The sequence below is a fragment of the Nonomuraea sp. NPDC048901 genome (genome assembly GCF_040649695.1).
Lineage (GTDB): Bacteria > Actinomycetota > Actinomycetes > Streptosporangiales > Streptosporangiaceae > Nonomuraea.
In genome coordinates this window covers 67,275-87,741 of sequence record NZ_JBEZFW010000030.1, presented here as the reverse complement: position 1 = coordinate 87,741, position 20,467 = coordinate 67,275, and the positions used below count along the sequence as shown (strand labels likewise).

Below are 20,467 nucleotides of genomic sequence, written 5' to 3'. Positions count from 1 at the left end.
CGTACGGCTAACCGGCCCGGTAGTTCCGGAAGCTCGGCACCGACAGCCCGACGATCAGGACCGCGACGGCGCACGCCAGCCCGCCGCCCACCCACGCCCACGTCAGCCCGAACCACACGGCCGTCAGCCCGGCCCGCAGGTCGCCCAGGCGCGGCCCGCCCGCCACGACGACCATGAACGCCCCCTGCATCCGCCCGCGCATCTCGTCGGGAGCGTGCAGCTGCAGGATGGACTGCCGCCAGACCGACGAGACCATGTCGGCCACGCCCCCAACGGCCATCAGCACGACCATGAGCCAGAGCTGCTGGGCTAACCCGGCCGCGGCCACGCTGAGCCCCCAGAGCGCGATCGTGACCGTCAGCGCCACCCCCTGGCGGCGTACCCGGCCCACCCAGCCGGAGCCGAGCGCGCCGAGCACCGCGCCGATGGCCATGCCGGCCGACAGCCAGCCGAGCGCGATCGGCGAGCCGTCGAAGCGCTCGGACACGGCCTGCGGGATCAGCGCCCTGGGGAGCGCGAACACCATCGCGATGATGTCCACGACGAACGACATCAGCAGGACCGGCCCGGTCGCGATGTAGCGCAGGCCGTCGATCACCGAGCGCCAGCCGGGCCGCTGGATCTCGCCCATGGGGAGCAGCCGGGGCAGCCGGATCGCCGCGTACAGGCTGGCCGTGAAGAGCACCGCGTCGATCCCGTACGCCAGCGCGTAGCCCTGCCAGGCCAGCAGCACGCCCGCGATCATCGGCCCGATGATCGCGCCGAACCCGAACACCAGCGAGTTGAGCGCGTTGGCGGCGGGCACCAGCTCGGCGGGCAGGATCCTGGGGATGATCGCGCCGCGGGCGGGCGAGGTCATGGCGAACCCGGTGGCGCTCACGGCCGCGGCGAGCAGCAGCAGGTAGACGTTGCCCAGGCCGAGGAGGGCCTGGGCCAGGATGAAGAGCGTCGCGCCCCAGGAGATGAGCGAGCTGGTGATCAGCAGCCGGCGCCGGTCGACCGCGTCGGCGAACGCCCCGCCCCACAGCCCGAACACCATGAGCGGGAGCAGGTTGGCCAGACCCAGCAGGCCGACCCAGAACGAGGACTGGGTGAGGTCCCAAACCTGCTTGCTGACCGCGACGACGGTCACGCCGATGCCGATGTTGGCGATGGCCTGACCGGACCAGAGGCGCCGATAGGTGGGAACGGCCAGCGGCCGTATGTCTATGAGATGACGCTTGACCAACTCCCCGATTGCCACTTAAGGCACATTAAGGGGCAAGCCTCTCCAGAACCCATCCGGGGCGGGTTCGCCGGTAGCGCAGCCTGTCATGCATCCTGTCAAGCTGCCCCTGCCAGAACTCCACCTCCAGCGGGCTGACCCGGAACCCACCCCAGAAGTCGGGCACGGGCGGATGTTCCGGCCACCGGGCGGCGAGCTCGTCGTATCGGGCGTCCAGCTCCTCCCTGGACCGCACGACCGCGGACTGACGCGAGGCCCAGGCCCCGATCCGCGAGCCGTACGGCCTGGAGTTGAAGTAGTCGGCCGACTCCTCGTGCGAGAGCCGTACGACCGTGCCCTCGATCCGCACCTGGCGGCGGATCGGGTGCCAGGGGAACAGCAGCGACGCGCGGGCGTTCTCGGCCAGGTCGCGGCCCTTGCGCGACTCGTAGTTGGTGTAGAAGACGAACCCCTGCTCGTCATAGCCCTTGAGCAGGACGGTCCTGGCGCTCGGCCGGCCGCCGGCCGAGGCCGTGGCCAGCACCATGGCGTTCGGTTCCGGCAGGCCGGCCGTGAGCGCCTCCTGGAACCAGGTGGCGAATTGGGTGATCGGATCGGCGGAGAGATCGGCTTCGAGCAGCGGCTCGCCCTCATACGTACGGCGAAGCCCCGCCAGCGCGGGCGGGCGCGAGGTGGCATCCACGAGACGGTATTCTTGCGCGCTTGGTGGCAGATCCCACACAACACTCCCTACCAGCGGCTTTCGCGTTCCGGCGGGTCCGGAGACCGACCACGGGCGGGTAGGGGGTTAAATTGACCCGCCGGTATCTCGACATCAAGGCATTGCCGCAACATGGCAAGAAAGGGAGGCGGCCGAGAATGTCCGACTTCAAACCCGGCCTCGAGGGCGTTGTAGCTTTCGAGACCGAGATCGCGGAACCGGACAAAGAAGGGGGCGCCCTTCGCTACCGGGGTGTCGACATCGAGGAGTTGGTCGGCCGTGTCCCCTTCGGGCACGTCTGGGGCCTGCTGGTCGACAACAAGTTCCAGCCGGGCCTGCCCCCGGCGGAGCCGTACCCCATTCCTGTCCACTCAGGTGACATCCGCGTAGACGTACAGAGCGCGCTGGCCATGCTGGCCCCGGCCTACGGCTTCAAGGCGCTCCTCGACATCAGTGACGAGGAGGCCCGCGACCAGCTCGCGCGCGCCTCCGTGATGGCGCTGTCCTTCGTGGCGCAGTCGGCGCGCGGCCTCGGCCTGCCGATGGTGCCGCAGAGCCGCGTCGACGAGGCCAAGACCATCGTCGAGCGGTTCATGGTCCGCTGGCGTGGTGAGCCCGACCCCAACCACGTCAAGGCCATCGACGCTTACTGGACCTCGGCCGCCGAGCACGGCATGAACGCCTCCACGTTCACCGCCAGGGTCATCGCCTCCACCGGCGCCGACGTGGCGGCCGCGCTCTCCGGTGCCGTCGGCGCCATGTCCGGCCCGCTGCACGGCGGTGCTCCGGCCCGGGTGCTGCACATGATCGAAGGCGTCGAGCACCTGGGCGACGCCAAGAAGTACGTGCAGAGCGAGCTCGACAAGGGCAGCCGGCTGATGGGCTTCGGTCATCGCGTCTACCGTGCCGAGGACCCGCGCGCGCGGGTGCTGCGCCGTACCGCCAAGGAGCTCAACGCGCCTCGTTACGAGGTCGCCGCCGCTCTGGAGCAGGCCGCGCTGGAGGAACTGCACGCGCGCAAGCCCGACCGGGTGCTCGCCACGAACGTCGAGTACTGGGCGGCCGTGGTGCTGGACTTCGCCGAGGTGCCCTCGCACATGTTCACCTCGATGTTCACCTGCGCCCGTACGGCCGGCTGGGCCGCGCACATCCTGGAGCAGAAGCTCACGGGCCGCCTGGTCCGCCCGAGCGCCAAGTACATCGGCCCGGCGTCGCGTCCCCTCAGCGACGTTCCCGGCGCCTCCGAGGTCGTCGGCATCATCTGACGTCTCGATCCCGCTGTTCGTACGGCTGCCGCGTTCTGACGCGGCAGCCGTACTTCATTTCGGCTGCGAGTCGGCGGTGTCGGGCAGGCCGGCGCACACGGCGTCCTTCGGGGGCGGCTCAGTGGCGTCCAGCGAGCCGCAGCGGACGACCGGCTTCGGGTTGCCCGCCCGCGCCACGTCCACCTTCATGATCGCGAAAGCCTTGTCGACCGGGGCGTGCAGATCGGCGGAGCCGAAGTCGATCTTCCCGCTGGAGCCGTTCCAGACCCGCCGGGTCAGCCGGTACAGGATGTCGCCCCGGCTGGGCAGGCCGCCGCCCTCCTGCGCTCCGGCCCGGTAGGCGGTACTGGCCGCCTGGTAGAGCACGTTGGCCGCGTCGAAGGTGAGGATGAGGTTGTCGTCGGAGGACTTCGGGTGCGCGCCCGCGAGCAGGTCGCTGATGAACGCGGTCTGCTTGGTGGCGCTCTGGTTCCACACCGCCCGGTGCGCCAGCGCCACGTAGTAGACCTCCATCTGCTTCATGTGGGCGATCTCACCCGCGTGGTCGGCCATCGCCCTGACGACGTCGTCGCCCGCGAGCACCTTCGCGTCCTTGCAGCCGCTGCCCTCTATCGAGGCCAGGAAGCCCAGGAACTCCGAAGCCCGCCCGGCATAGAGGAACACGTCCGGTTCGAGGCCACAGGCCGCCACAGCGGCCTCCTGGATGCCGCCCGACTCGACGTTGTAGTCCTTCGGCTCCTTGACGGCGATGCCCTGCGCCTTCAGCGCCGTCTCGAAGTCGTCGGCCAGGTTCTTCGTGTACTGGTCGGTGATCGATTCGTCCTGGACGATGACCGCGGACGGCTTGTCCACGTCCGCGAGCAGCATGCGCCGGGCGAACCGCGCGCCCAGCGTCGCCTCACGGAAGTTGGTCGGCCCCACCTGGAAGTAGTAGGGGGACGGCTGGCCGGGCCGCTTGCCGTCGGCGGAGTCGCCGACGTAGCCGATCCGGTCCGCCGTCGCCGTGGTCGCCACCATCGGGATCTTCGCCAGGTGCAACTCCTCGATCGCCTGGCTGACCCCCTCCACGCTGCGCGGCAGGCCGATCACGCCCATCACGTGCGGGTCCCGCGCGGCGAGCTCGGTGATGAGCTGCGCCGTACGGCGGCCGTGGCGGAAGTTGTCACCGGCGTTGGCGATCAGCACCTGCAGCCGGGGCGTGGTGCTGGCGGTCCGCTGCTGCTCCTCCACCGCCTCCAGCTCGGACACGGCGGCCGACAGCCGGATGTCGTTCGCCTCCGTCTTGGTGATCGAGAACTCGCCGAACAGGACCACACTGACGTACCGTCCCGAGCCGATGGCGTAGCCGTTGTTCGCGTCGATCTTCTTGACCAGGTCCTTCACGGCGCCGTCGAAGAGGTCGTCCGGCGTGGCGCCGGCGGCGTTCACGATGCCGACGCATTCGGTGCCGCTCCGCTCCGCCCATTGCAGGCCGCCGCAGTGCGCGGCCCTGTCTCGCTGCACCCAGAAGACCAGGGCGAACGGCAGGACCAGCAGCAGCCCTATGGCCGTCCAGTAGGCCAGGGCCCGTTTCCTGCGCGGCAGCACCGGCGGGTACTCCCCGACGGCGGGCACGTCCGTGGCCCGGATGCCGATCCGCAGGTCAGGGACGCGGAACCGGGCCGCGGCCCGCCACCGCCCGACGACCTCGGGCAGCCGGCCCAGCTCCGCGGACCCGATCGGCGGTCCGGGCGGAACGGAGGACACGGCCGCCAGCACGACCATCGGCGGCAGCAACCCGGTCGTCCTGGTGGTCTCCTCCACCAGCCGCAGGAACCGCGCGTTGACCCCGTCGGGATCGACGACCTCGATCAGCAGCAGGGCGTACAGCCCTCTGCCCCAGCTCGGCCACGGGATGATCCACTTCTTGTACGCCTCGCGTAGATCGCGCATCAGCGCGTGGACCAATAACCGCTCGACGTCCGTGTCGTCACGCTTGACATCCGCGTCGTCATCCGCGCCCTTGGCGTTGGCCAGGCGAAGCGCGTACTTGGCGGGGCCCTCGAACGGATCCCGTCGGATGTACGGCTGATTGCGGAGCCAGCCGGTGAACAGCGTCCCCCTGATCGAGAAGAAGGCCTGGCCGGTGGTGCCGAGCGCGGCCACCAACAGGCCGAGCACCCACGGGGCGAGGCCGACGAGGTCGGCGGGACCGTTGAACCACCAGACGGCCAGCGTGCCGACCGGCACCCAGGTCGTCGCGGCGCGCGCCAGGAAGTCGGCCGAGGTCCTGCGCCCCCGGTCGCTGTCGCGGCTGCTCCGCTGCCAATCCTTGAGCCGTTCCTTGAACATCCGGTAGCCCGTGTGCGTGCCCGGAGCCGGCAGCCAGTCCTCGGACTTGTTGCCCGGCGGCGGCAGGTGCCGCTGCTTCCTCGCCCACAGCACGAACTGCGCCAGCGGGAAGCGCGGCGGCGGCAGCAGCGACCCGCCCACCGGCTTGCCCAGCTCGCCCTGCTCCCCCGCCAGAGCCTCCACGAGCGCCTGGATCGACTTGTGCTCGCCCTCCTTGACGTGGGCGTAGGGCACCGCGTCCTCGAACGGCTTGGCGAGCAGCTCGGCCGCGGCGAGCGCCTCGGGGCCCGTCACGAGCACCGTGGGCAACGGCGGATCGGCCCGCCAGAACACCGGCCGGCGAATCAACGCTTCGACGACATTCCGCAGATCGGCCACCCGGACTCCTCCAGCCGGTCCCCACCCGTGTTGCCGGACCAACGAATGATCGAGGGAAATGGTTCATCTGAATGGTGGCACGGAGACCCGGTCCTTCAGGGCCGGGAGAAAGCGCCACCCTTTCTTTCGAAAACAGTATGGAAAGTCTCGGTTACGTTCGGTAATATGTGCGGTGGGTGAGGCCGCTGTGACAGGAGGTGCGCGATGGCGATCCGCCGCTCCGCCACCAAACGCCAGGGCCTGCCCACGATCGTGCAACTGCGGCTCACGCCCACCCCGGCTCAGGCCGACTCGCTGGCCGCGGCGGTGCTGTTGTGCAATCAGGCGGCCACCGTCGTGTCCCGGCTGGCGTGGCAGCACCGCGTCTTCGCTGTGGTGGAGTTGCATCGGCTGGCCTACTACGAGGTGCGGGCGCGGGTGGCCGGGCTAGGCGCGCAGGCGGCCGTGCGGGCGATCGCCCGGGTCGCGGGGGCGTATGCCAACCGGCGCGCTTCCAAGAAACGCGCTCACATCTTCCGCCCGCACGGTGCTGTGCCTTATGACGCCCGGCTGATGAGCTGGAATCGTGACGCCCGGATGGTGTCGCTGTGGACCCCCACCGGCCGCGTCACCGTGACCTTCACCGGCCGACCGGAAGACCTCAAAGCCGTGGACACGCTGCCGGTGGGCGAGGCCGACCTGATCTGCCGGCGCGGCGTGTGGCTGTTGCAGGTCGCACTCACTCTGCCGATGCCGGTGGTGTGTGAGCCGGTCGGCGGCTTCGTGGGAGTGGATCAAGGGGTGGCGAACCTGGCGGTCACCTCCGATGGTGCGGTGTTGCCTGGCTCCGCCTTGCCGGGGCCGGTCGGCGATAACGGCCACGTTCGCACCCTGCGGGAGCGGCGCCATCGCCAACGCCGGCGCCTGCAGAGGAAGGGGACGTCTGCGGCGCGGCGGGTGCTGCGCCGCCTGTCCGGGCGTGAACACCGGATGATGACCGACCTCAACCACCAAATCAGCACGTTTGTGGTGCGTGAAGCCGAACGCACCGGCCGCGGCGTCGCTCTGGAGGACCTTCAGGGCATCCGCGATCGGGTAAGGGCTCATCGGTTCCAGCGGCGCACCCTGCACAACTGGGCCTTCGCCCAGCAGATCACCTTCACCCGCTACAAGGCCACCCGAGCCGGGATCGCCTTCCTCCTGGTCGACCCCGCCTACACCTCGCAGGCTTGTCCGGACTGCGGGTACATCAGCCGGGCGAACCGGCCGGCGCGGGGCCGGTTCGTCTGCCAGAGGTGTGGCCTCGCTGGGCACGCCGACCACATCGCGGCCCGCAACATCGCCACACGCGGCATAGCGGGCTGGGCTGCCATCAACCAGCCACACGCTACCGGCCTCCCCTCAGCCAGACGGGACCGAGAGAGCAAACCACCAGATTCAACCGGTGGTAGTTGATCCTTTCTCAGGATCCGGACCCGGGTCCAGGCAAGCTCCTCGGGTAAGTACCCTTGGTCAGGTGGCTGACATCGTGATTCCCGCTGACATCAAGCCCGTCGACGGCCGCTTCGGCTGCGGGCCCTCGAAGGTTCGCACCGAGCAACTGGCCGCGCTCGCCGCCTCCGGCGCGAGCGTCATGGGCACCTCGCACCGCCAGAAGCCGGTCAAGAACCTGGTCGGCCGCGTACGCGCCGGCCTCATCGACCTGTTCGCGCTCCCCGAGGGCTACCAGGTCGTGCTGGGCAACGGCGGCACCACCGCGTTCTGGGACATCGCCTCCTTCGGGCTCATCCGGGAGCGGTCGCAGCACCTGTCGTTCGGCGAGTTCTCCTCGAAGTTCGCCACCGTCGCCAAGAAGGCTCCCTGGCTCGGCGAGCCGACGGTGATCAAGTCGGAGGTGGGCACCTACCCGGCCGCGGTGGCCGAGGACGGCATCGACGTCTACGCGCTCACCCACAACGAGACCTCGACCGGCGTGGCCATGCCGATCGAGCGGGTCGGCTCTGACGACTCCCTGGTGCTCGTGGACGCCACCTCCGGTGCGGGCGGCCTGCCGGTGTCCATCGACGAGACCGACGTCTACTACTTCGCCCCGCAGAAGAGCTTCGCCTCCGACGGCGGCCTGTGGATCGCGCTCATGTCGCCACGCGCCCTGGAAAGGGTCGAGGAGATCGCCGCCACCGACCGCTACGTGCCGGAGTTCTTCAGCCTGCCGGTGGCGATCGACAACTCCAGCAAGGACCAGACCTACAACACCCCGTCGGTGGCGACGCTGTTCCTGCTGGCCGACCAGCTCGACTGGATGAACGGCAACGGCGGCCTGGCCTGGACCACCGCCCGCACCGCCGACTCCGCCCAGCGCCTCTACACCTGGGCCGACAAGACCTCCTACACCACGCCGTTCGCGGCTCCCGAGTTCCGCTCGCAGGTGGTCGGCACGATCGACTTCTCCGACGATGTGGACGCGGCGGCCGTGGCCAAGGCGCTGCGCGCCAACGGCATCGTCGACACCGAGCCCTACCGCAAGCTCGGCCGCAACCAGCTGCGCGTGGCGATGTTCCCGGCCATCGACCCGGCCGACGTCGAGGCACTGACGGTCTGCATCGACTACGTGGTCGAGCGTCTTTGACCCGTCACTTGGTCGAGCGCTTTTGACCCGTACGGCGCTCTAGCTCGTCCAGCAGGGCCAGGGCGTCCTCCTCCTCGACGCTCTGCGCGAACCTCGCCAGCACCGGCAGCCGGTCGGTGCTGGCCGCCAGCGCCTCCAGCATGAGCCGCGTGACGTGCTCGTCCCTGGAGTAGGCGGCCGCGTACTTGAAGGCGTTACGGTACGGCGTGCGGACGAGCAGCCCCTTCTTCACCAGCCGTTCGGCGACGGTCTGCACCGTGGTGTAGGCGAGTTCGCGCACCTCGTTGAGCGTGGCGAGCAGCTCGCGCACCCGCATCGGCTTACCGGCATCCCACAGCACGTCCATGATCGCGCGCTCCAGGGATCCCAGGTTCGCCAACAGACCAACCTCCGGCTCGGTGAGTTAGGAAACATTCTTCCCTAAAAGGCCCGCGCGCGACCAGGGCTGATCTCCCTTTGCGCCCAGTTGTGGCGACATATCCTCATGTGACAGGGGTTATACCGGATGAGTATGAGCAGGCGGCCCACTGGCCTGGGCTACCTGATGTTCGCCAGCCGCTGGCTGCAGGTCCCCCTCTACCTGGGGCTCATCGTGGCCCAGGGGGTGTACGTCTGGCAGTTCATGGTCGAGCTCTGGCACCTGATCGAAGGCGTTCTCCACGGCGGCGGCAAGGACCTGGAAGTCACGGTCATGCTGTCGGTGCTGGGCCTCATCGACGTGGTGATGATCTCCAACCTGCTCATCATGGTCATCGTCGGGGGCTATGAGACGTTCGTCTCGCGCATCAACCTCAACGAGCACCCCGACGAGCCGGAGTGGCTGTCCCACGTCAACGCGAACGTCCTCAAGGTCAAGCTGGCCACGGCCATCGTGGGCATCTCGTCCGTGCACCTGCTGCAGACGTTCATCAAGGCCCAGACGATCGAGGACAGCAAGATGATGTGGCAGACGATCATCCACCTGGCCTTCGTCCTGTCGGCCATCGGGCTGGCGCTGATAGATCGCCTGCTGTCCTCCTCCCCGGCCGAACGGGTGCACAGCTCCTAGAGTCGTGGCCGAGGGTCCCTGGAAGGGACACCCCTTCGGCGGGGAGAAGGGCGAGCGTTCGTGGATACCGCGCCGGCTACTCGCCGGTTACCGGGTTCTTCCTGAGGTGCTTCTCCGTGACCAGCAGTCTCACCGTGCCGGCCTGCTCGGGCTCGGCGGCCCAGACGTACCAGTGGTCGCCGACCTTGGCCGACTGGTCCCGGCCCATGCCGAAGCCGTTACCGTCCGGGTTCGGCTCAATGATCCGGAAGACCACCCGCAGCCCTCGCCTGCGCGCCTCGGCGGCGACCTTGCCCACGGTCCGCCCGTCGGCGTCGTAGCCTTCGAGCATCTCGCCCTTCCTGCCGGCCTCCGCGAAAGCCTGGTACTTCTCTCCGGGCTTGGCCGGCCGACCCAGGTAGAAGACACCCCGGCCCTTGAATCCCTTGCTCACCGTGGCAGTGAGGAAGCAGCCTTCCTGGTCGAGCGTGCATCCCTCCGGCTTCAGACCACCGCCGAGCCTGTCGGCCCGGGTGGTGCCGGCGAATCCGTAGCGCACGATTTCGCCCACCCGAGTCGGTGAGGCGGGTATCAGGTCCACGCCGATATTGAGGCCCAGCGCCTGGAAGCCCTCGCCGTACAGGGCGTGGTCGGCGAACGGGTCCTTGATCCTTGCGATGTACTCGTCGCCCCGCAGTTCGATGTCGATGGCGGTGTTCGCGTACGAGGTGGCGGTGCCCGGGATCCGCTCCAGCAGGACAGGCCCCATGACGGCGGCGGCGGCGAGCGCGGCGGTGGCGGCCAGCCCCACGAGCAGGCGGCGGGCACGGCGTGATCTCGGCGCCCGCCGCCCAGCGGCTGCGGCAGCCGTTGCGGTTGCGGTTGCCGGGCCTGGCTTCTCTTCGACGATGGCCGCCAGCAACGCACGGGCCCCCGCACCGGACGCTTGGCCGGCCAGCCGCTCGTCCGTGACCCTGGCGAGTTCGCTGATCCTGGCGAGTTCACCGGCCTCGGCCAGTTCGCTCAACTCGTTCATCTGGACTCCACGGGGAGACGGTTGACGGAGACGCCCGCGCCGGCCAGCGCCTTGGAGAAGCGCTTGCGCGCGCGATGGAGCCTGATGCGTACGGCGTTGCGCGAGCAGTCGAGGACCTTGGCGAGCTGGGCGTGGTCCAGCCCTTCCCAGGCGACCAGCGACAACAGCTCGCGATCGTCCTCGTGCAGCTCCTTGAACGCCTGCGCGATCGCGCCCAGCTCGACGCTGCCCTCGGGCGAGTGGGCGTAGAGGTCGGCGATGTCGGCGTCGAGCTCCACGGTCCTGGACCACCGCCTGACCTGGCCGCGCCGCTGGTTGGCCAGGACGTTCCTGGCGATGCCGTACAGCCAGAGCCTGGCCTCCGCGTGGGGCGGCAGGGCGTCGACGCGGCGCCAGGCGATGGCGAACGTCTCGGCGACCACGTCCGCCGCGTCCTCGGGAGAGTCGCAGCGGCGCAGGGTGTATCCGAGAATCGGCTCGTACGTCTGGGCGTACACGGCCTCGAACCGGCGTCTTCGGTCGTCATCCACCGGCGGTTCCCATGGTGGCCTCCTCATGCGGGGTTGCGGACACCCCTTACATGTCTGAGGCCGTATCGGCATTTCACCCTGATTTTGCGAGCATCAGGGTGAGCGCCGTTCTACACCACTTCGCGCTTGCGGCGCACTCGACGTCGCGCCCGTTTGGGCGTGTTACACGTCGGTTGACGCCGGCTCGTGACGGACCTGGCGACCCGGCCGGGCGGGCTCACCGGTCGGCGGCGCCCAGCACCCAGGCGCTCGCGTCATCGGCCGATCCGGGCGCGTACATGCCCTGCAAGGCGACCGTGTACTCCTCGCGGGAGATGCGCCCGTCGCCGTCGGTGTCGACGCGGTCGAAGAAGCCGTTGGACGTCTCGGCGGACTCGCCGGCCGCCACGTACAGGCGGGCGAGCTCCTCCCGCGAGATCGAGCCGTTCCCGTCGGCGTCGATGGCGTCGAACGCCGCGTCGGCGAGGGGCTTCAGGCCGTTGTCATAGTAGTGGGGGTCCTCCGCCACGCCCGCCTGTACGAGGGCGACGTACTCCTCGCAGCTCACCCGGCCGTCCCCGTCGGTGTCAGCGCTGCGGATCTGGTCCCACCATGCCCGGTAGGCCGCCCGCAGTCTCGTGTGCGAGGGCGAGCTCGGGTCGGGCGCGATCACGGCGCACATCCGATCGGCGAGGCTCTCGAAGTCGGCGGCCTCGAGGTATCCGCTGCCGTTGGCGTCGACGATGGCGAACGCGGCCTTGAGGTTGGCTTCGGCCAGAGGGTTCGACACGGGGAGGCTCCCTTCGTGGACACTTTGCGTAATCATTCCACTACGAAGAGTCTGGCCTGTCGAGATGCGGCCAAGCGTCGATCCAACTAATCGCGTAGGAGGGTGTGCGGCGTCCTACACCACTTCGCGCTTGCGGCGCAGCAGCCAGGCGGCGACGACGCCGCCCACCAGGCCGAACAGGTGGCCCTGCCAGGAGATGCCCTGCTGGTTGGGCAGCAGGCCCCACAGGATCGAGTAGTAGGCGATCCCCACGCCGATCCCGATGACGATGTCGAAGACGCGCCGGTCGAATATCCCGCGCGCCAGGACGTACCCGAAATATCCGAACACCAGGCCGCTCGCGCCCACCGTGATCGTGTCGGGGCTGGTGAACCAGGTGCCGATACCGCCGATCACGATGATCAGCAGGCTGGCCGCGAAGAACCGCCCGAGCCCGCGCAACGCCGCCAGGAATCCCAGGATCAGCAGCGGCAGCGAGTTGGCCATCAGGTGTCCGAAGCCCACATGCAGGAACGGGGCGAAGAAGATGCCCACGAGTCCCGACGGGTCCCAGCCGATGATGCCGAACTCGCGGTCCAGGCTGCCGTTCGTCGTGTAGTCGACGACCTCGACGGCCCACATCACGGCGAGCATCACGACCATGACGAAGGTCGCGCTCAGGGCGCCGGCGAGGAGGGTGCCCGCGCCGCGCTTGGCCGACTCGTACGCGGACCTCGAATAGTCGCTCATGAGCCCCTCCCGCTAGACCTTTCCTTCTTTACCGTACGCAGAAGAAGTTATGCGCGCGCGGCGAAACCCCCTCCCAAAAAGGGGAGGGGGTCGGGAAAAGGACTACTCGCCCTTCCACTGGGGGGCGCGCTTCTCGGCGAAGGCCGCCGCGCCCTCCATGGCGTCCTTCGAGCTGAACACCGGGCTGATGATGCCGCCCTGCTTGGCGAACATCTCCTCCAGCGACCAGTCCTGCGACTCGATGATCACTTTCTTGGTCGCCGCGAGGGCCAGCGGGGCGTTGGCGGCGATCTTGCGGGCCAGTTCCAGCGCCCCGTCCAGCGCCTCGCCCGCCGGGGTGATCCGGTTGACCAGCCCCAGCTCGTACAGGCGCGAGGCCGGGTAGTGAGCGCCGGTCAGGGCGATCTCCATGGCGACGTGGTACGGGATCCGGCGCGGCAGCCGCATGATGCCGCCCGCGCCCGCCACAAGGCCCCGCCTGGGCTCCGGCAGGCCGAACGTGGACTCCGACGACGCCACGATCACATCGCACGACAGCGCGAGCTCGAAGCCGCCCGCGAGCGCGTAGCCCTCGACCGCCGCCACGATCGGCTTCTTGGGCGGCGACTCGGTCAGACCGCCGAAGCCGCGGCCCTCGACCACGGGGAAGTCGCCGGACAGGAAGCCCTTGAGGTCCATGCCCGCCGAGAAGTAGCCACCCGCCCCGGTCAGGACGTAGGCGGAGATGTCGGGGCGAGCCTCCAGCGCGTCGACGGCTGCCGCGATGCCGCGGGCCACCGCGCCGTTGATGGCGTTGCGCGCGGCGGGCCGGTTGATCGTGATCACGGCGACGCCGTCGGACTCTTCGACGAGCACTTCGTCAGACACGTGACCTCACTTGGGCTGGAAGCGGATGCCGCCGTCGAAGCGGACGACCTCGGCGTTCATGTAGTCGTTCTCGATCAGGGACCTGATCAGGTGCGCGAACTCGTCGGGCCGCCCCATGCGCTTCGGGAACACCACCGGCGCCACCAGCTTGGCCTTGAACTCGTCGGAGTTGGGCGAGAAGCCGTAGATCGGGGTGTCGATGATCCCCGGGCAGATGGTGTTCACCCGGACGCCGATGGCCGCCAGGTCGCGCGCGGCGGGCACGGTCATGCCCACGATGCCGCCCTTGGAGGCCGAGTAGGCCAGCTGCCCCGTCTGGCCCTCCAGCGCCGCGACGGAGGCGGTGTTGATGACCACGCCCCGCTGCCCGTCGGCGTCCACCGGCTCGGTCTTGGCGATGGCCGCCGCGCCGATGCGCATGAGGTTGAACGTGCCGATCAGGTTGACCTCGATGACCTTGCGGAAGGAGGCGGGGTTGTGCGGGGCGCCGTCACGGTTGACGGTGCGCTCGGCCCAGCCGATGCCCGCGCTGTTGACCACGACGCGCAGCGGCTTGCCGGTGGCGACGGCCGCGTCGACCGCCGTTTGTACCTGCTCGTCGTCCGTCACGTCGGTCCGGGCGAAGACCCCGCCGAGCTCGTCGGCGATGCTCTTGCCGCGTTCCTCGTTGAGGTCGGCGATGACCACCGTGGCGCCGTGGGCCGCGAGCTCGCGGGCCGTCGCCTCGCCGAGGCCGCTGGCCCCGCCGGAGATGATTGCTGCAGATCCGTTCACGTCCATATCCCGGACCCTAACCCGCCAACCGAATGAAGTTCTACTCGGGGTGGGTTAAATCTCACCTACGGCCGTGTCGACATCGGAATATACCTTGATCCGCCGGTCGAGCCCGGTCGTGCGCAGGATGCGGGCCACCGGGGCCTGCGGCCCGGCCAATGACACGCCGCCGCCCTCTCCCGTGGCCAGCCGCCATGCCTCGATGAGCACCGACAGCCCGCTGGAGTCCATGAACGACAACTGCTGGAGATCGAGCACCAGCCAGGCGCCATCCTGTTTGATGGCGTCGCGCACCTCGTCGCGGAGGAACGGCGCCGTGAACAGGTCCAGCTCACCCTCAACGGCCACCACCACGGCATCGCCAAGGGCATGTCGCGCAAGCCGCAGCTTCATTTGGCCCCTCCTCGATGAGCCACTGTACTTCGACATCCCCGGGTACCGGGCATGCACAAACTCGGATCATCCGTATGTGAGGCCCGAAACAGGAAAATGACCTTCCTGGATCAGCCATGCTCCGCCGGTGCGGGGATGGCGAAGCCGTACGGGAGCTCCAGGCGGTGGCGGGCGAGCAGTTCGGCGTCGGCGAGCAGCTCGCGGGTCGGCCCGTCCGCGACGATCACGCCGTCGGAGAGGATCAGCGAGCGTTCGCAGAGCTCCAGCGCGTACGGCAGGTCGTGGGTGACCATGAGCACGGTCACGTCGAGCGAGCGCAGGACCTCGGCCAGCTCCCTGCGGGCGGCCGGGTCGAGGTTGGAGGACGGCTCGTCGAGCACCAGGATCTCCGGCTCCATCGCCAGCACGGTCGCCACGGCCACCCGCCGGCGCTGGCCGAACGACAGGTGGTGCGGCGGCCGGTCGATGACCTCCAGCATGCCGACCCGCTCCAGCGCGCCCTTGACCGCGCACTCCAGCTCCGCGCCCGACACGCCCGAGTTGGCCGGGCCGAAGGCCACGTCGTCCCTGACCGTGGGCATGAAGAGCTGGTCGTCCGGGTCCTGGAAGACCAGGCCGACGCGCTGCCTGATCTCCTTGAGCGTGTCCTTGCGCACCGGCGTGCCCGCCACGCTCACCGAGCCGTGCCCGGCCGTGAGGATGCCGTTCAGGTGCATGACGAGGGTGGTCTTGCCGGCGCCGTTGGGGCCGAGCAGCGCGACGCGCTCGCCGCGCCGGATCGTGAAGTCCACGCCGAACAGGGCCTGCGTCCCGTCGGGGTAGGCGTAGGCGAGCCGGTTGACTTCGAGGGAGTTGACGGCCGGAGAGTTCACAGTGACAGTCCTTGTACGGCGGACAGGCCTAGTACGGCCAGAGCCATGCCTGGCAGAGCGAGGGCCGTGGCCCATTGCCCCACGGATCCCGAAATTTCGTCCATCATCGGCATCCGTCCGGAATAGCCGCGGCTGAGCATCGCGAGGTGCACCCGCTCACCCCGTTCGTACGAGCGGATGAACAGGGCGCCCGCCGAGCGCGCGATCACCGGGATGTGCCGGAAATTCCGGGCCTCGAAGCCACGAGACTCCCGCGCGACCCGCATCCGCCGCATCTCATCCATGATCACGTCCATGTAGCGGAGCATGAACATGGCGATCTGCACCAGCAGGCTGGGCAGCCGGAGCCGCTGGGCGCCGATGAGGATGACCCGCGGCTCGGTGGTGGCCGCGAGCAGGATCGAGGCGACCACCCCCAGCGTCGCCTTGGCCAGGATGTTCCACCCGGCCCAGAGCCCGGCCACGCTCAGCGAGACGCCCAGCACGGTCGTCCGCTCCCCCAGCCCGATCACCGGGATGAGGAAGGCGAACAGCACGAAGGGCAACTCGACCACCATCCGCCGCAGCACGTACGTCAGCGGCACCCTGGCGGCCAGCGCGACGCCCGCGAGCAGGACCGCGTAGAGCCCGAAGGCCCAGAACCGCTCCCTCGGCGTCGCCACCACCACGATCGCGAAGGCGGCGACGGCCAGCAGCTTGCACTGCGGCGGGAGTCGGTGCACGACCGAGTCGCCTGCCAGGTAGAGCTGATGATGGTGCCCCGCGCCCACCCGACACTCACCGTCTCTCGTTCACTGGCGTCAGACCCGGGCCTTCTCGCGGCCACGGGCGGCATAGGCGACGCCCCCGGCGATGAGCAGCACGAGCCCGACCCCGATGATCCCGGCGACACCCACCGGGATGCCGCCCACATCACCGTAGTCGGCCAGCGCCCACGAGCCGAACACGTGGTGGGTGGCCTGGTCGAGGAATCCATGGTTCTCGGCGACCGCCTCCAGACCGTCGGGATTGGAGGAGGCGAAGAAGGACACGATCCCGGCCAGCACCAGCGTCAGGCCGAGGCCGCCGAGCAGGAACGCCCGCAACGGGCCGCGGGCGGCGGTCACCGGCTCCTCGGCGGCGCCCACCGTGACCGTCGTCCCCGCGGTCGTCCCCACAGTCGCCCCCGCGGTCGTGTCCTCAGTGCCCCTCAGCACGAGAGGCGTGCTCAGCCCGCGCGCGCCGTACACGAGGTCCGGCCGGACGGCCAGCACCGCGCCGACGGTCAGGGCCGTGATGACGCCTTCGCCGATGCCGATCAGCACGTGCACGCCGCCCATCGCGGCCGCCACCGCGGAGACCTCGATCGGCGCGGTGCCGCCGACCCAGAACAGCGCCGAGAACACCAGGGCGGCGGACGGCACGGAGACCAGCGCGGCGAGGAACGCGGCCACCGTCACGCCGCCCTTGCCCTTGGCGAGCCGCGCGACCAGCCGGAAGACGCCCCAGCCGACCAGTACGGTGACGATGCCCATGATCGTGATGTTGATCCCCAGCGCCGTGAGACCGCCGTCGGCGAAGAACACGCACTGCACCAGCAGAACCACGGCCATACAGAGCACGCCCGTATAGGGCCCCACGAGGATCGCGGCCAGCGCCCCGCCCAGCAGATGCCCACTGGTGCCCGCGGCGACGGGGAAGTTGAGCATCTGGACGGCGAAGATGAACGCGGCCACCAGCCCGGCCATGGGCGCGGTCCGGTCGTCGAGCTCGCGGCGCGCGCCGCGCAGGCAGACCGCCAGGCCCGCGGTGGCGACCGCGCCGGCGGAAACGGATACGGCCGCGTTGAAGAAGCCATCGGGTACGTGCACGGCAAAGCCCTTCGTCAAGCGGTGTCGCAACACGCCTACTTTAGGACATTGTCTTGCACCTGCACATAGATGGCAATTAGCGGAGAATTCTACGGAAGACCGTACGGGTGGTCATCTTGAGCACGACTGTGCTCAGCCGTCCCTTGCCCGACGTCGCGTACGGCCGCACGCTCCGCAGCACGGCACCGCCGCGCAACCGCCCCCACAGCCGGCGCGGCGCCGCGACGGTCTGGGCGTCGGTCTCGATCCGGAACCTCGCGGGCGGCCCGCCCAGCTCGACCTCCAGATAGGCGTCCCAGATGCCCGGCGCGAACTTGCCCATCGCGGGCCGGGCCGCGAACCCGCCGCCCGGCAGCGCGACCACCCGCTCGGCCCGTTCGTTGCCCGTACGCCGCTCGCGCCAGACCAGCCGGGTGATCGCCGAGGCCGCCGGGATCACGCCCACGACCGTGACCTCGCCGTCGATGAGCAGCCGCCGCCCGAGCGTCCAGCGGGTCCGGTGGATCCTGGCCCGGCCCGGCACCGTCATCAGGTGCCCGCCGACGTCGATGCTGAGGTTGCCGTTGTCCTTGGTGAAGTACGGCAGCGCCACCACGGCGCCGATGAGCCGGGGTGTCGGGCGGGTGACGCAGCTGTCGCGGTCGGCGCCGAGCCGGCCGTACCGGACCACGCCCTCCATCTCGACGGCCACCCGCAGATCCCAGATGCCGGAGTCGAGCGCGGCCACGTCGACGCTGGCGACGAACGCGGCGCCCTCGCGCTCGGCGGGCACGATCAGCTCCTGCCCGCGCACGTTGCGGGCGCGCAGCACGAGCGCGACACCGTCGTGCTCCGGCATGCCGTCGAGCCCGGCCACCCCGGTCACGACCAGCCGGTTCGCCTCCCAGCGCAGGCCGGTCAGCCGGCGGCGTACGGCGGCGCCCTCGATCTGGGCCAGCCGCACCAGGCGGTGGATGTCGCCGAGTGCGGCGATCCGCTGCTGGTCGGTCCGGCTGAGCTTGGCGTAGACGCCGGGCGTCAGCCACCGGTCGCAGAGCGCGGCCACCTCCTGCGCGATCTCCTTGCGCTGCACCTCGTCCGACTTCAGGAACGGCACACCGAGCTGCTCGAACACGTCGAGCCTGAAGTGCCGGCGGAGCAGGTGGTCGCGCAGCGGCCCCGGCGGGACGTGCTCGGTCATGAGCTGGATCGGCCCGCGGATCATGCCGAGCCAGCCGCGTGGGTCCCGGCTGCCCGGCTGCTGCATGATGCTGCTGCCGTCGGACCTGGAGACCAGGTGGTAGCAGTCGTAGTCGGCGACCACGGAGATCACCTTGGCGTGGCAGTAGGCGTGCACGGTGAAGTGGATGTCCTCGCCGACCAGCATGCCCTCGCCGAACTTGATGCCGTGGCTGATCAGCATCTCCCTGCGGAACAGCTTGAAGCAGCTCAGGCTGTTGTAGACGGCGCTGTCACCGAGCTCGGCCCGCTCGGCGCCGCGGTGGAACATGGACGTCGGAGCGCGCCTGCCGTGCCCGACGACCTTGCCGAGCACGATGTCGGAGCCGTTGCGGTCGGCCATGGCGACCATGCGTTCGAGCGCCTCGGGGCCCAGGTAGTCGTCGGCGTCGCAGAAGAACACGTAACGGCCGGTGGCGTGCTCGATGCCGATGTTGCGCGGCCGCCCGGCGCCGCCCGAGGCGGCGATGCTGACAACCTTGACGTTGCCCTTGTGATAGGTGGCGTAGAGGTCGAGCAGCTCGTCGCTGCCGTCGGTCGATCCGTCGTCGACGACGATGATCTCTTTCCTGATCCGCTGCACCAGCGCGGCGGTGAGACACCGGTCCAGATATTCACGGCAGTTGTGGGCCGGGATGATGACGCTGACGTCCACCGCGTCCTCGTCGCCGTTAGATGTCGCCATAGCCACAACCGCGCCCCTCAGCCGCCATCACTTACCGCAGTCACGTCGTTTCAGTATGTGATGACGACCGGGCATCGCGTGGCCGATCTCGCCTCTTCATCCGCGCCTTTTCCCCAGACAGAAGATTCGCCGCACTCATCGCATAAGCGCAGGTGAACCCGCCAATCCGCACAATCCGGCGGGACCGAACGGGGTTCAGGGACGCTGTTTTCCCACCCGGATGGAGAGAACCCCCTCCGGGGGAAGGATGCCCTACCCCCACGCGAGGTCAGGTGATCCACGGGAGGGGGTGACGCGTCTACAGTGAGGCAACCTTGACCGGGGAGGTGGCGAGAGTGGGATCCGATCTTCGCGGGCCCAGGGTGACCGGCTCGGCCGTACACGATGCGGAGTTCATCGTCTCCTCAGCGCGACTGGGAGAGCTCCATGAATGCTCCGCCCTGCTCCGCCGTACGCGGATCAGGGCGGAAGAGATCGTGGACGAGGCACGAGCGCTGCTCGCCGAGGCCGAGGCACAGGGCGACCATGAGCGGATCGTCATCCGTGGCGCCCAGCTCGACGAGGCGCGCCAGGCGTACTGCAAGGTGCTGAACGCGTACGTGACGATCTGCCGCCGGATCAACGAGGAGCGACAGGAGATCATGCAGGCGCTCACGGGGTTGTCAGGCATTGCCTGACGAGCTAATGTCAGGCCATGCCTGACTGGATGGACAACCTGCGCTGCTCGTTCTGTCACAAGAGCAGCGCCGACATCGCCAAGCTCATCGCCGGACCCGGTGTGCACATCTGCAACGAATGTGTGGGTCTGTGCGCCGACATCCTCAAGGAAGTGGGGCTCGACCCCTCCCCCGAGCCCCGCCTGCCCATGTGGGAGAGCATGAGCGAGGACCAGATCCTCGATCATCTCCCCAAGATCGCCGCCGTGCAGGTCCAGGTCGACGACAATCTGCACGACTGGGTACGACACCTCCGCACCAGGAACGTCAGCTGGGAGCGCATCGGCGCCTCGCTCGGCATGACGCGGCAGTCCGCCTGGGAACGGTTCAGGGAATGACCGTTCAGGGATTGATCGGTAAACCCCTGTGACTTGTGGGGCGTCCTTGATGCCAGGGAGGCCCACCATGCAAGTCCTCGATGGCCTCGCGGCGCCCGATCTGGCCGAGCTCCATCTGGAGCTGATCCTCATCGCGGCGTTGCACGAGGAGGCTGAAAG

The 20,467-nt window shown here is 69.2% G+C and carries 20 protein-coding genes and 1 pseudogene; 6 read left to right on the top strand and 15 right to left on the bottom strand.

Annotation, left to right across the window (positions count from 1 at the left end; translation table 11 throughout):
- Nucleotides 1-7: 7 nt before the first annotated feature.
- Together AB0C30_RS54475 and pdxH are read right to left on the bottom strand one after the other, a co-directional pair.
- Complete coding sequence (locus AB0C30_RS54475; RefSeq protein WP_357959818.1) at nt 8-1,243, bottom strand: MFS transporter; 1,236 nt, start codon at nt 1,241-1,243, stop codon at nt 8-10.
- Between the two features lie 10 nt (nt 1,244-1,253).
- Complete coding sequence (gene pdxH / locus AB0C30_RS54470) at nt 1,254-1,907, bottom strand: pyridoxamine 5'-phosphate oxidase (protein WP_225294082.1); 654 nt, start codon at nt 1,905-1,907, stop codon at nt 1,254-1,256.
- Nucleotides 1,908-2,083: 176 nt separating this feature from the next.
- Between pdxH and AB0C30_RS54465 the strand changes: the two genes are divergently transcribed.
- Complete coding sequence (locus AB0C30_RS54465; RefSeq protein ID WP_357959815.1) at nt 2,084-3,190, top strand: citrate synthase 2; 1,107 nt, start codon at nt 2,084-2,086, stop codon at nt 3,188-3,190.
- Nucleotides 3,191-3,244: 54 nt separating this feature from the next.
- Here AB0C30_RS54465 and AB0C30_RS54460 read toward each other — a convergent pair whose 3' ends face one another.
- Nucleotides 3,245-5,899, bottom strand: coding sequence for an ABC transporter substrate-binding protein (locus tag AB0C30_RS54460; RefSeq protein WP_357959812.1), 2,655 nt, complete (start codon nt 5,897-5,899; stop codon nt 3,245-3,247).
- 204 nt (nt 5,900-6,103) lie between these two features.
- On the opposite strand from AB0C30_RS54460, the gene AB0C30_RS54455 reads away from it, so the two are divergent.
- Nucleotides 6,104-7,333: a transposase gene (locus AB0C30_RS54455; protein ID WP_357959809.1), complete on the top strand. Its 1,230-nt coding sequence runs from the start codon at nt 6,104-6,106 to the stop codon at nt 7,331-7,333.
- 61 nt (nt 7,334-7,394) lie between these two features.
- On the top strand, nt 7,395-8,504 hold the full coding sequence (gene serC, locus AB0C30_RS54450) for a phosphoserine transaminase (protein WP_357959807.1): 1,110 nt from the start codon (nt 7,395-7,397) through the stop codon (nt 8,502-8,504).
- 4 nt (nt 8,505-8,508) lie between these two features.
- On the opposite strand, the gene AB0C30_RS54445 is transcribed toward serC, so the two are convergent.
- Nucleotides 8,509-8,883, bottom strand: a complete 375-nt coding sequence (locus tag AB0C30_RS54445) for a BlaI/MecI/CopY family transcriptional regulator (protein ID WP_357959804.1) — start codon at nt 8,881-8,883, stop codon at nt 8,509-8,511.
- Between the two features lie 132 nt (nt 8,884-9,015).
- Here AB0C30_RS54445 and AB0C30_RS54440 point away from each other — a divergent pair, with 132 nt between their 5' ends.
- Nucleotides 9,016-9,552: a TIGR00645 family protein gene (locus AB0C30_RS54440; protein WP_357959802.1), complete on the top strand. Its 537-nt coding sequence runs from the start codon at nt 9,016-9,018 to the stop codon at nt 9,550-9,552.
- 76 nt (nt 9,553-9,628) lie between these two features.
- Here the strand turns inward: AB0C30_RS54440 and AB0C30_RS54435 are convergent, their stop codons facing one another.
- The 11 genes from AB0C30_RS54435 to AB0C30_RS54385 form a co-directional block, all read right to left on the bottom strand.
- Complete coding sequence (locus AB0C30_RS54435; RefSeq protein WP_357959799.1) at nt 9,629-10,567, bottom strand: hypothetical protein; 939 nt, start codon at nt 10,565-10,567, stop codon at nt 9,629-9,631.
- Nucleotides 10,564-11,097, bottom strand: coding sequence for an RNA polymerase sigma factor (locus AB0C30_RS54430; RefSeq protein ID WP_357959796.1), 534 nt, complete (start codon nt 11,095-11,097; stop codon nt 10,564-10,566). The genes AB0C30_RS54435 and AB0C30_RS54430 overlap by 4 nt, the downstream gene beginning before the upstream one ends.
- 217 nt (nt 11,098-11,314) lie before the next feature.
- Nucleotides 11,315-11,866 carry an EF-hand domain-containing protein gene (locus AB0C30_RS54425; RefSeq protein ID WP_357959793.1) on the bottom strand — a complete coding sequence of 184 codons (552 nt, stop codon included), beginning with the start codon at nt 11,864-11,866 and terminating at the stop codon, nt 11,315-11,317.
- Nucleotides 11,867-11,980: 114 nt separating this feature from the next.
- The gene (locus AB0C30_RS54420; RefSeq protein ID WP_357959790.1) at nt 11,981-12,595 is read right to left on the bottom strand and encodes a rhomboid family intramembrane serine protease; all 615 of its coding nucleotides are present in this window, start codon (nt 12,593-12,595) and stop codon (nt 11,981-11,983) included.
- 102 nt (nt 12,596-12,697) lie between these two features.
- The gene (locus AB0C30_RS54415; protein WP_357959788.1) at nt 12,698-13,462 is read right to left on the bottom strand and encodes a crotonase/enoyl-CoA hydratase family protein; all 765 of its coding nucleotides are present in this window, start codon (nt 13,460-13,462) and stop codon (nt 12,698-12,700) included.
- A 6-nt stretch (nt 13,463-13,468) separates the two neighbouring features.
- A complete protein-coding gene (locus AB0C30_RS54410; protein ID WP_357959786.1) occupies nt 13,469-14,242 on the bottom strand; it encodes an SDR family NAD(P)-dependent oxidoreductase in 774 nt (257 codons plus the stop codon).
- 48 nt (nt 14,243-14,290) lie between these two features.
- Nucleotides 14,291-14,629: an STAS domain-containing protein gene (locus tag AB0C30_RS54405; RefSeq protein ID WP_225294105.1), complete on the bottom strand. Its 339-nt coding sequence runs from the start codon at nt 14,627-14,629 to the stop codon at nt 14,291-14,293.
- A 110-nt stretch (nt 14,630-14,739) separates the two neighbouring features.
- On the bottom strand, nt 14,740-15,501 hold the full coding sequence (locus AB0C30_RS54400) for an ABC transporter ATP-binding protein (RefSeq protein ID WP_357959783.1): 762 nt from the start codon (nt 15,499-15,501) through the stop codon (nt 14,740-14,742).
- Complete coding sequence (cbiQ, locus tag AB0C30_RS54395; protein WP_357959779.1) at nt 15,498-16,271, bottom strand: cobalt ECF transporter T component CbiQ; 774 nt, start codon at nt 16,269-16,271, stop codon at nt 15,498-15,500. Before cbiQ ends, AB0C30_RS54400 begins: the two co-directional genes overlap by 4 nt.
- Before the next feature lie 30 nt (nt 16,272-16,301).
- Complete coding sequence (locus tag AB0C30_RS54390) at nt 16,302-17,351, bottom strand: energy-coupling factor ABC transporter permease (protein WP_357959776.1); 1,050 nt, start codon at nt 17,349-17,351, stop codon at nt 16,302-16,304.
- Nucleotides 17,352-17,427: 76 nt separating this feature from the next.
- Entirely contained in the window at nt 17,428-19,254 is a 1,827-nt protein-coding gene (locus AB0C30_RS54385; RefSeq protein ID WP_357959773.1) for a glycosyltransferase family 2 protein, read from the bottom strand.
- Nucleotides 19,255-19,589: 335 nt separating this feature from the next.
- On the opposite strand from AB0C30_RS54385, the gene AB0C30_RS54380 reads away from it, so the two are divergent.
- Both AB0C30_RS54380 and AB0C30_RS54375 read left to right on the top strand, forming a co-directional pair.
- The gene (locus AB0C30_RS54380; RefSeq protein WP_357959770.1) at nt 19,590-19,931 is read left to right on the top strand and encodes a hypothetical protein; all 342 of its coding nucleotides are present in this window, start codon (nt 19,590-19,592) and stop codon (nt 19,929-19,931) included.
- Nucleotides 19,932-19,948: 17 nt separating this feature from the next.
- A pseudogene (locus tag AB0C30_RS54375) lies at nt 19,949-20,083 on the top strand (ClpX C4-type zinc finger protein); the annotation flags it as partial.
- Between the last annotated feature and the right edge of the window lie 384 nt (nt 20,084-20,467).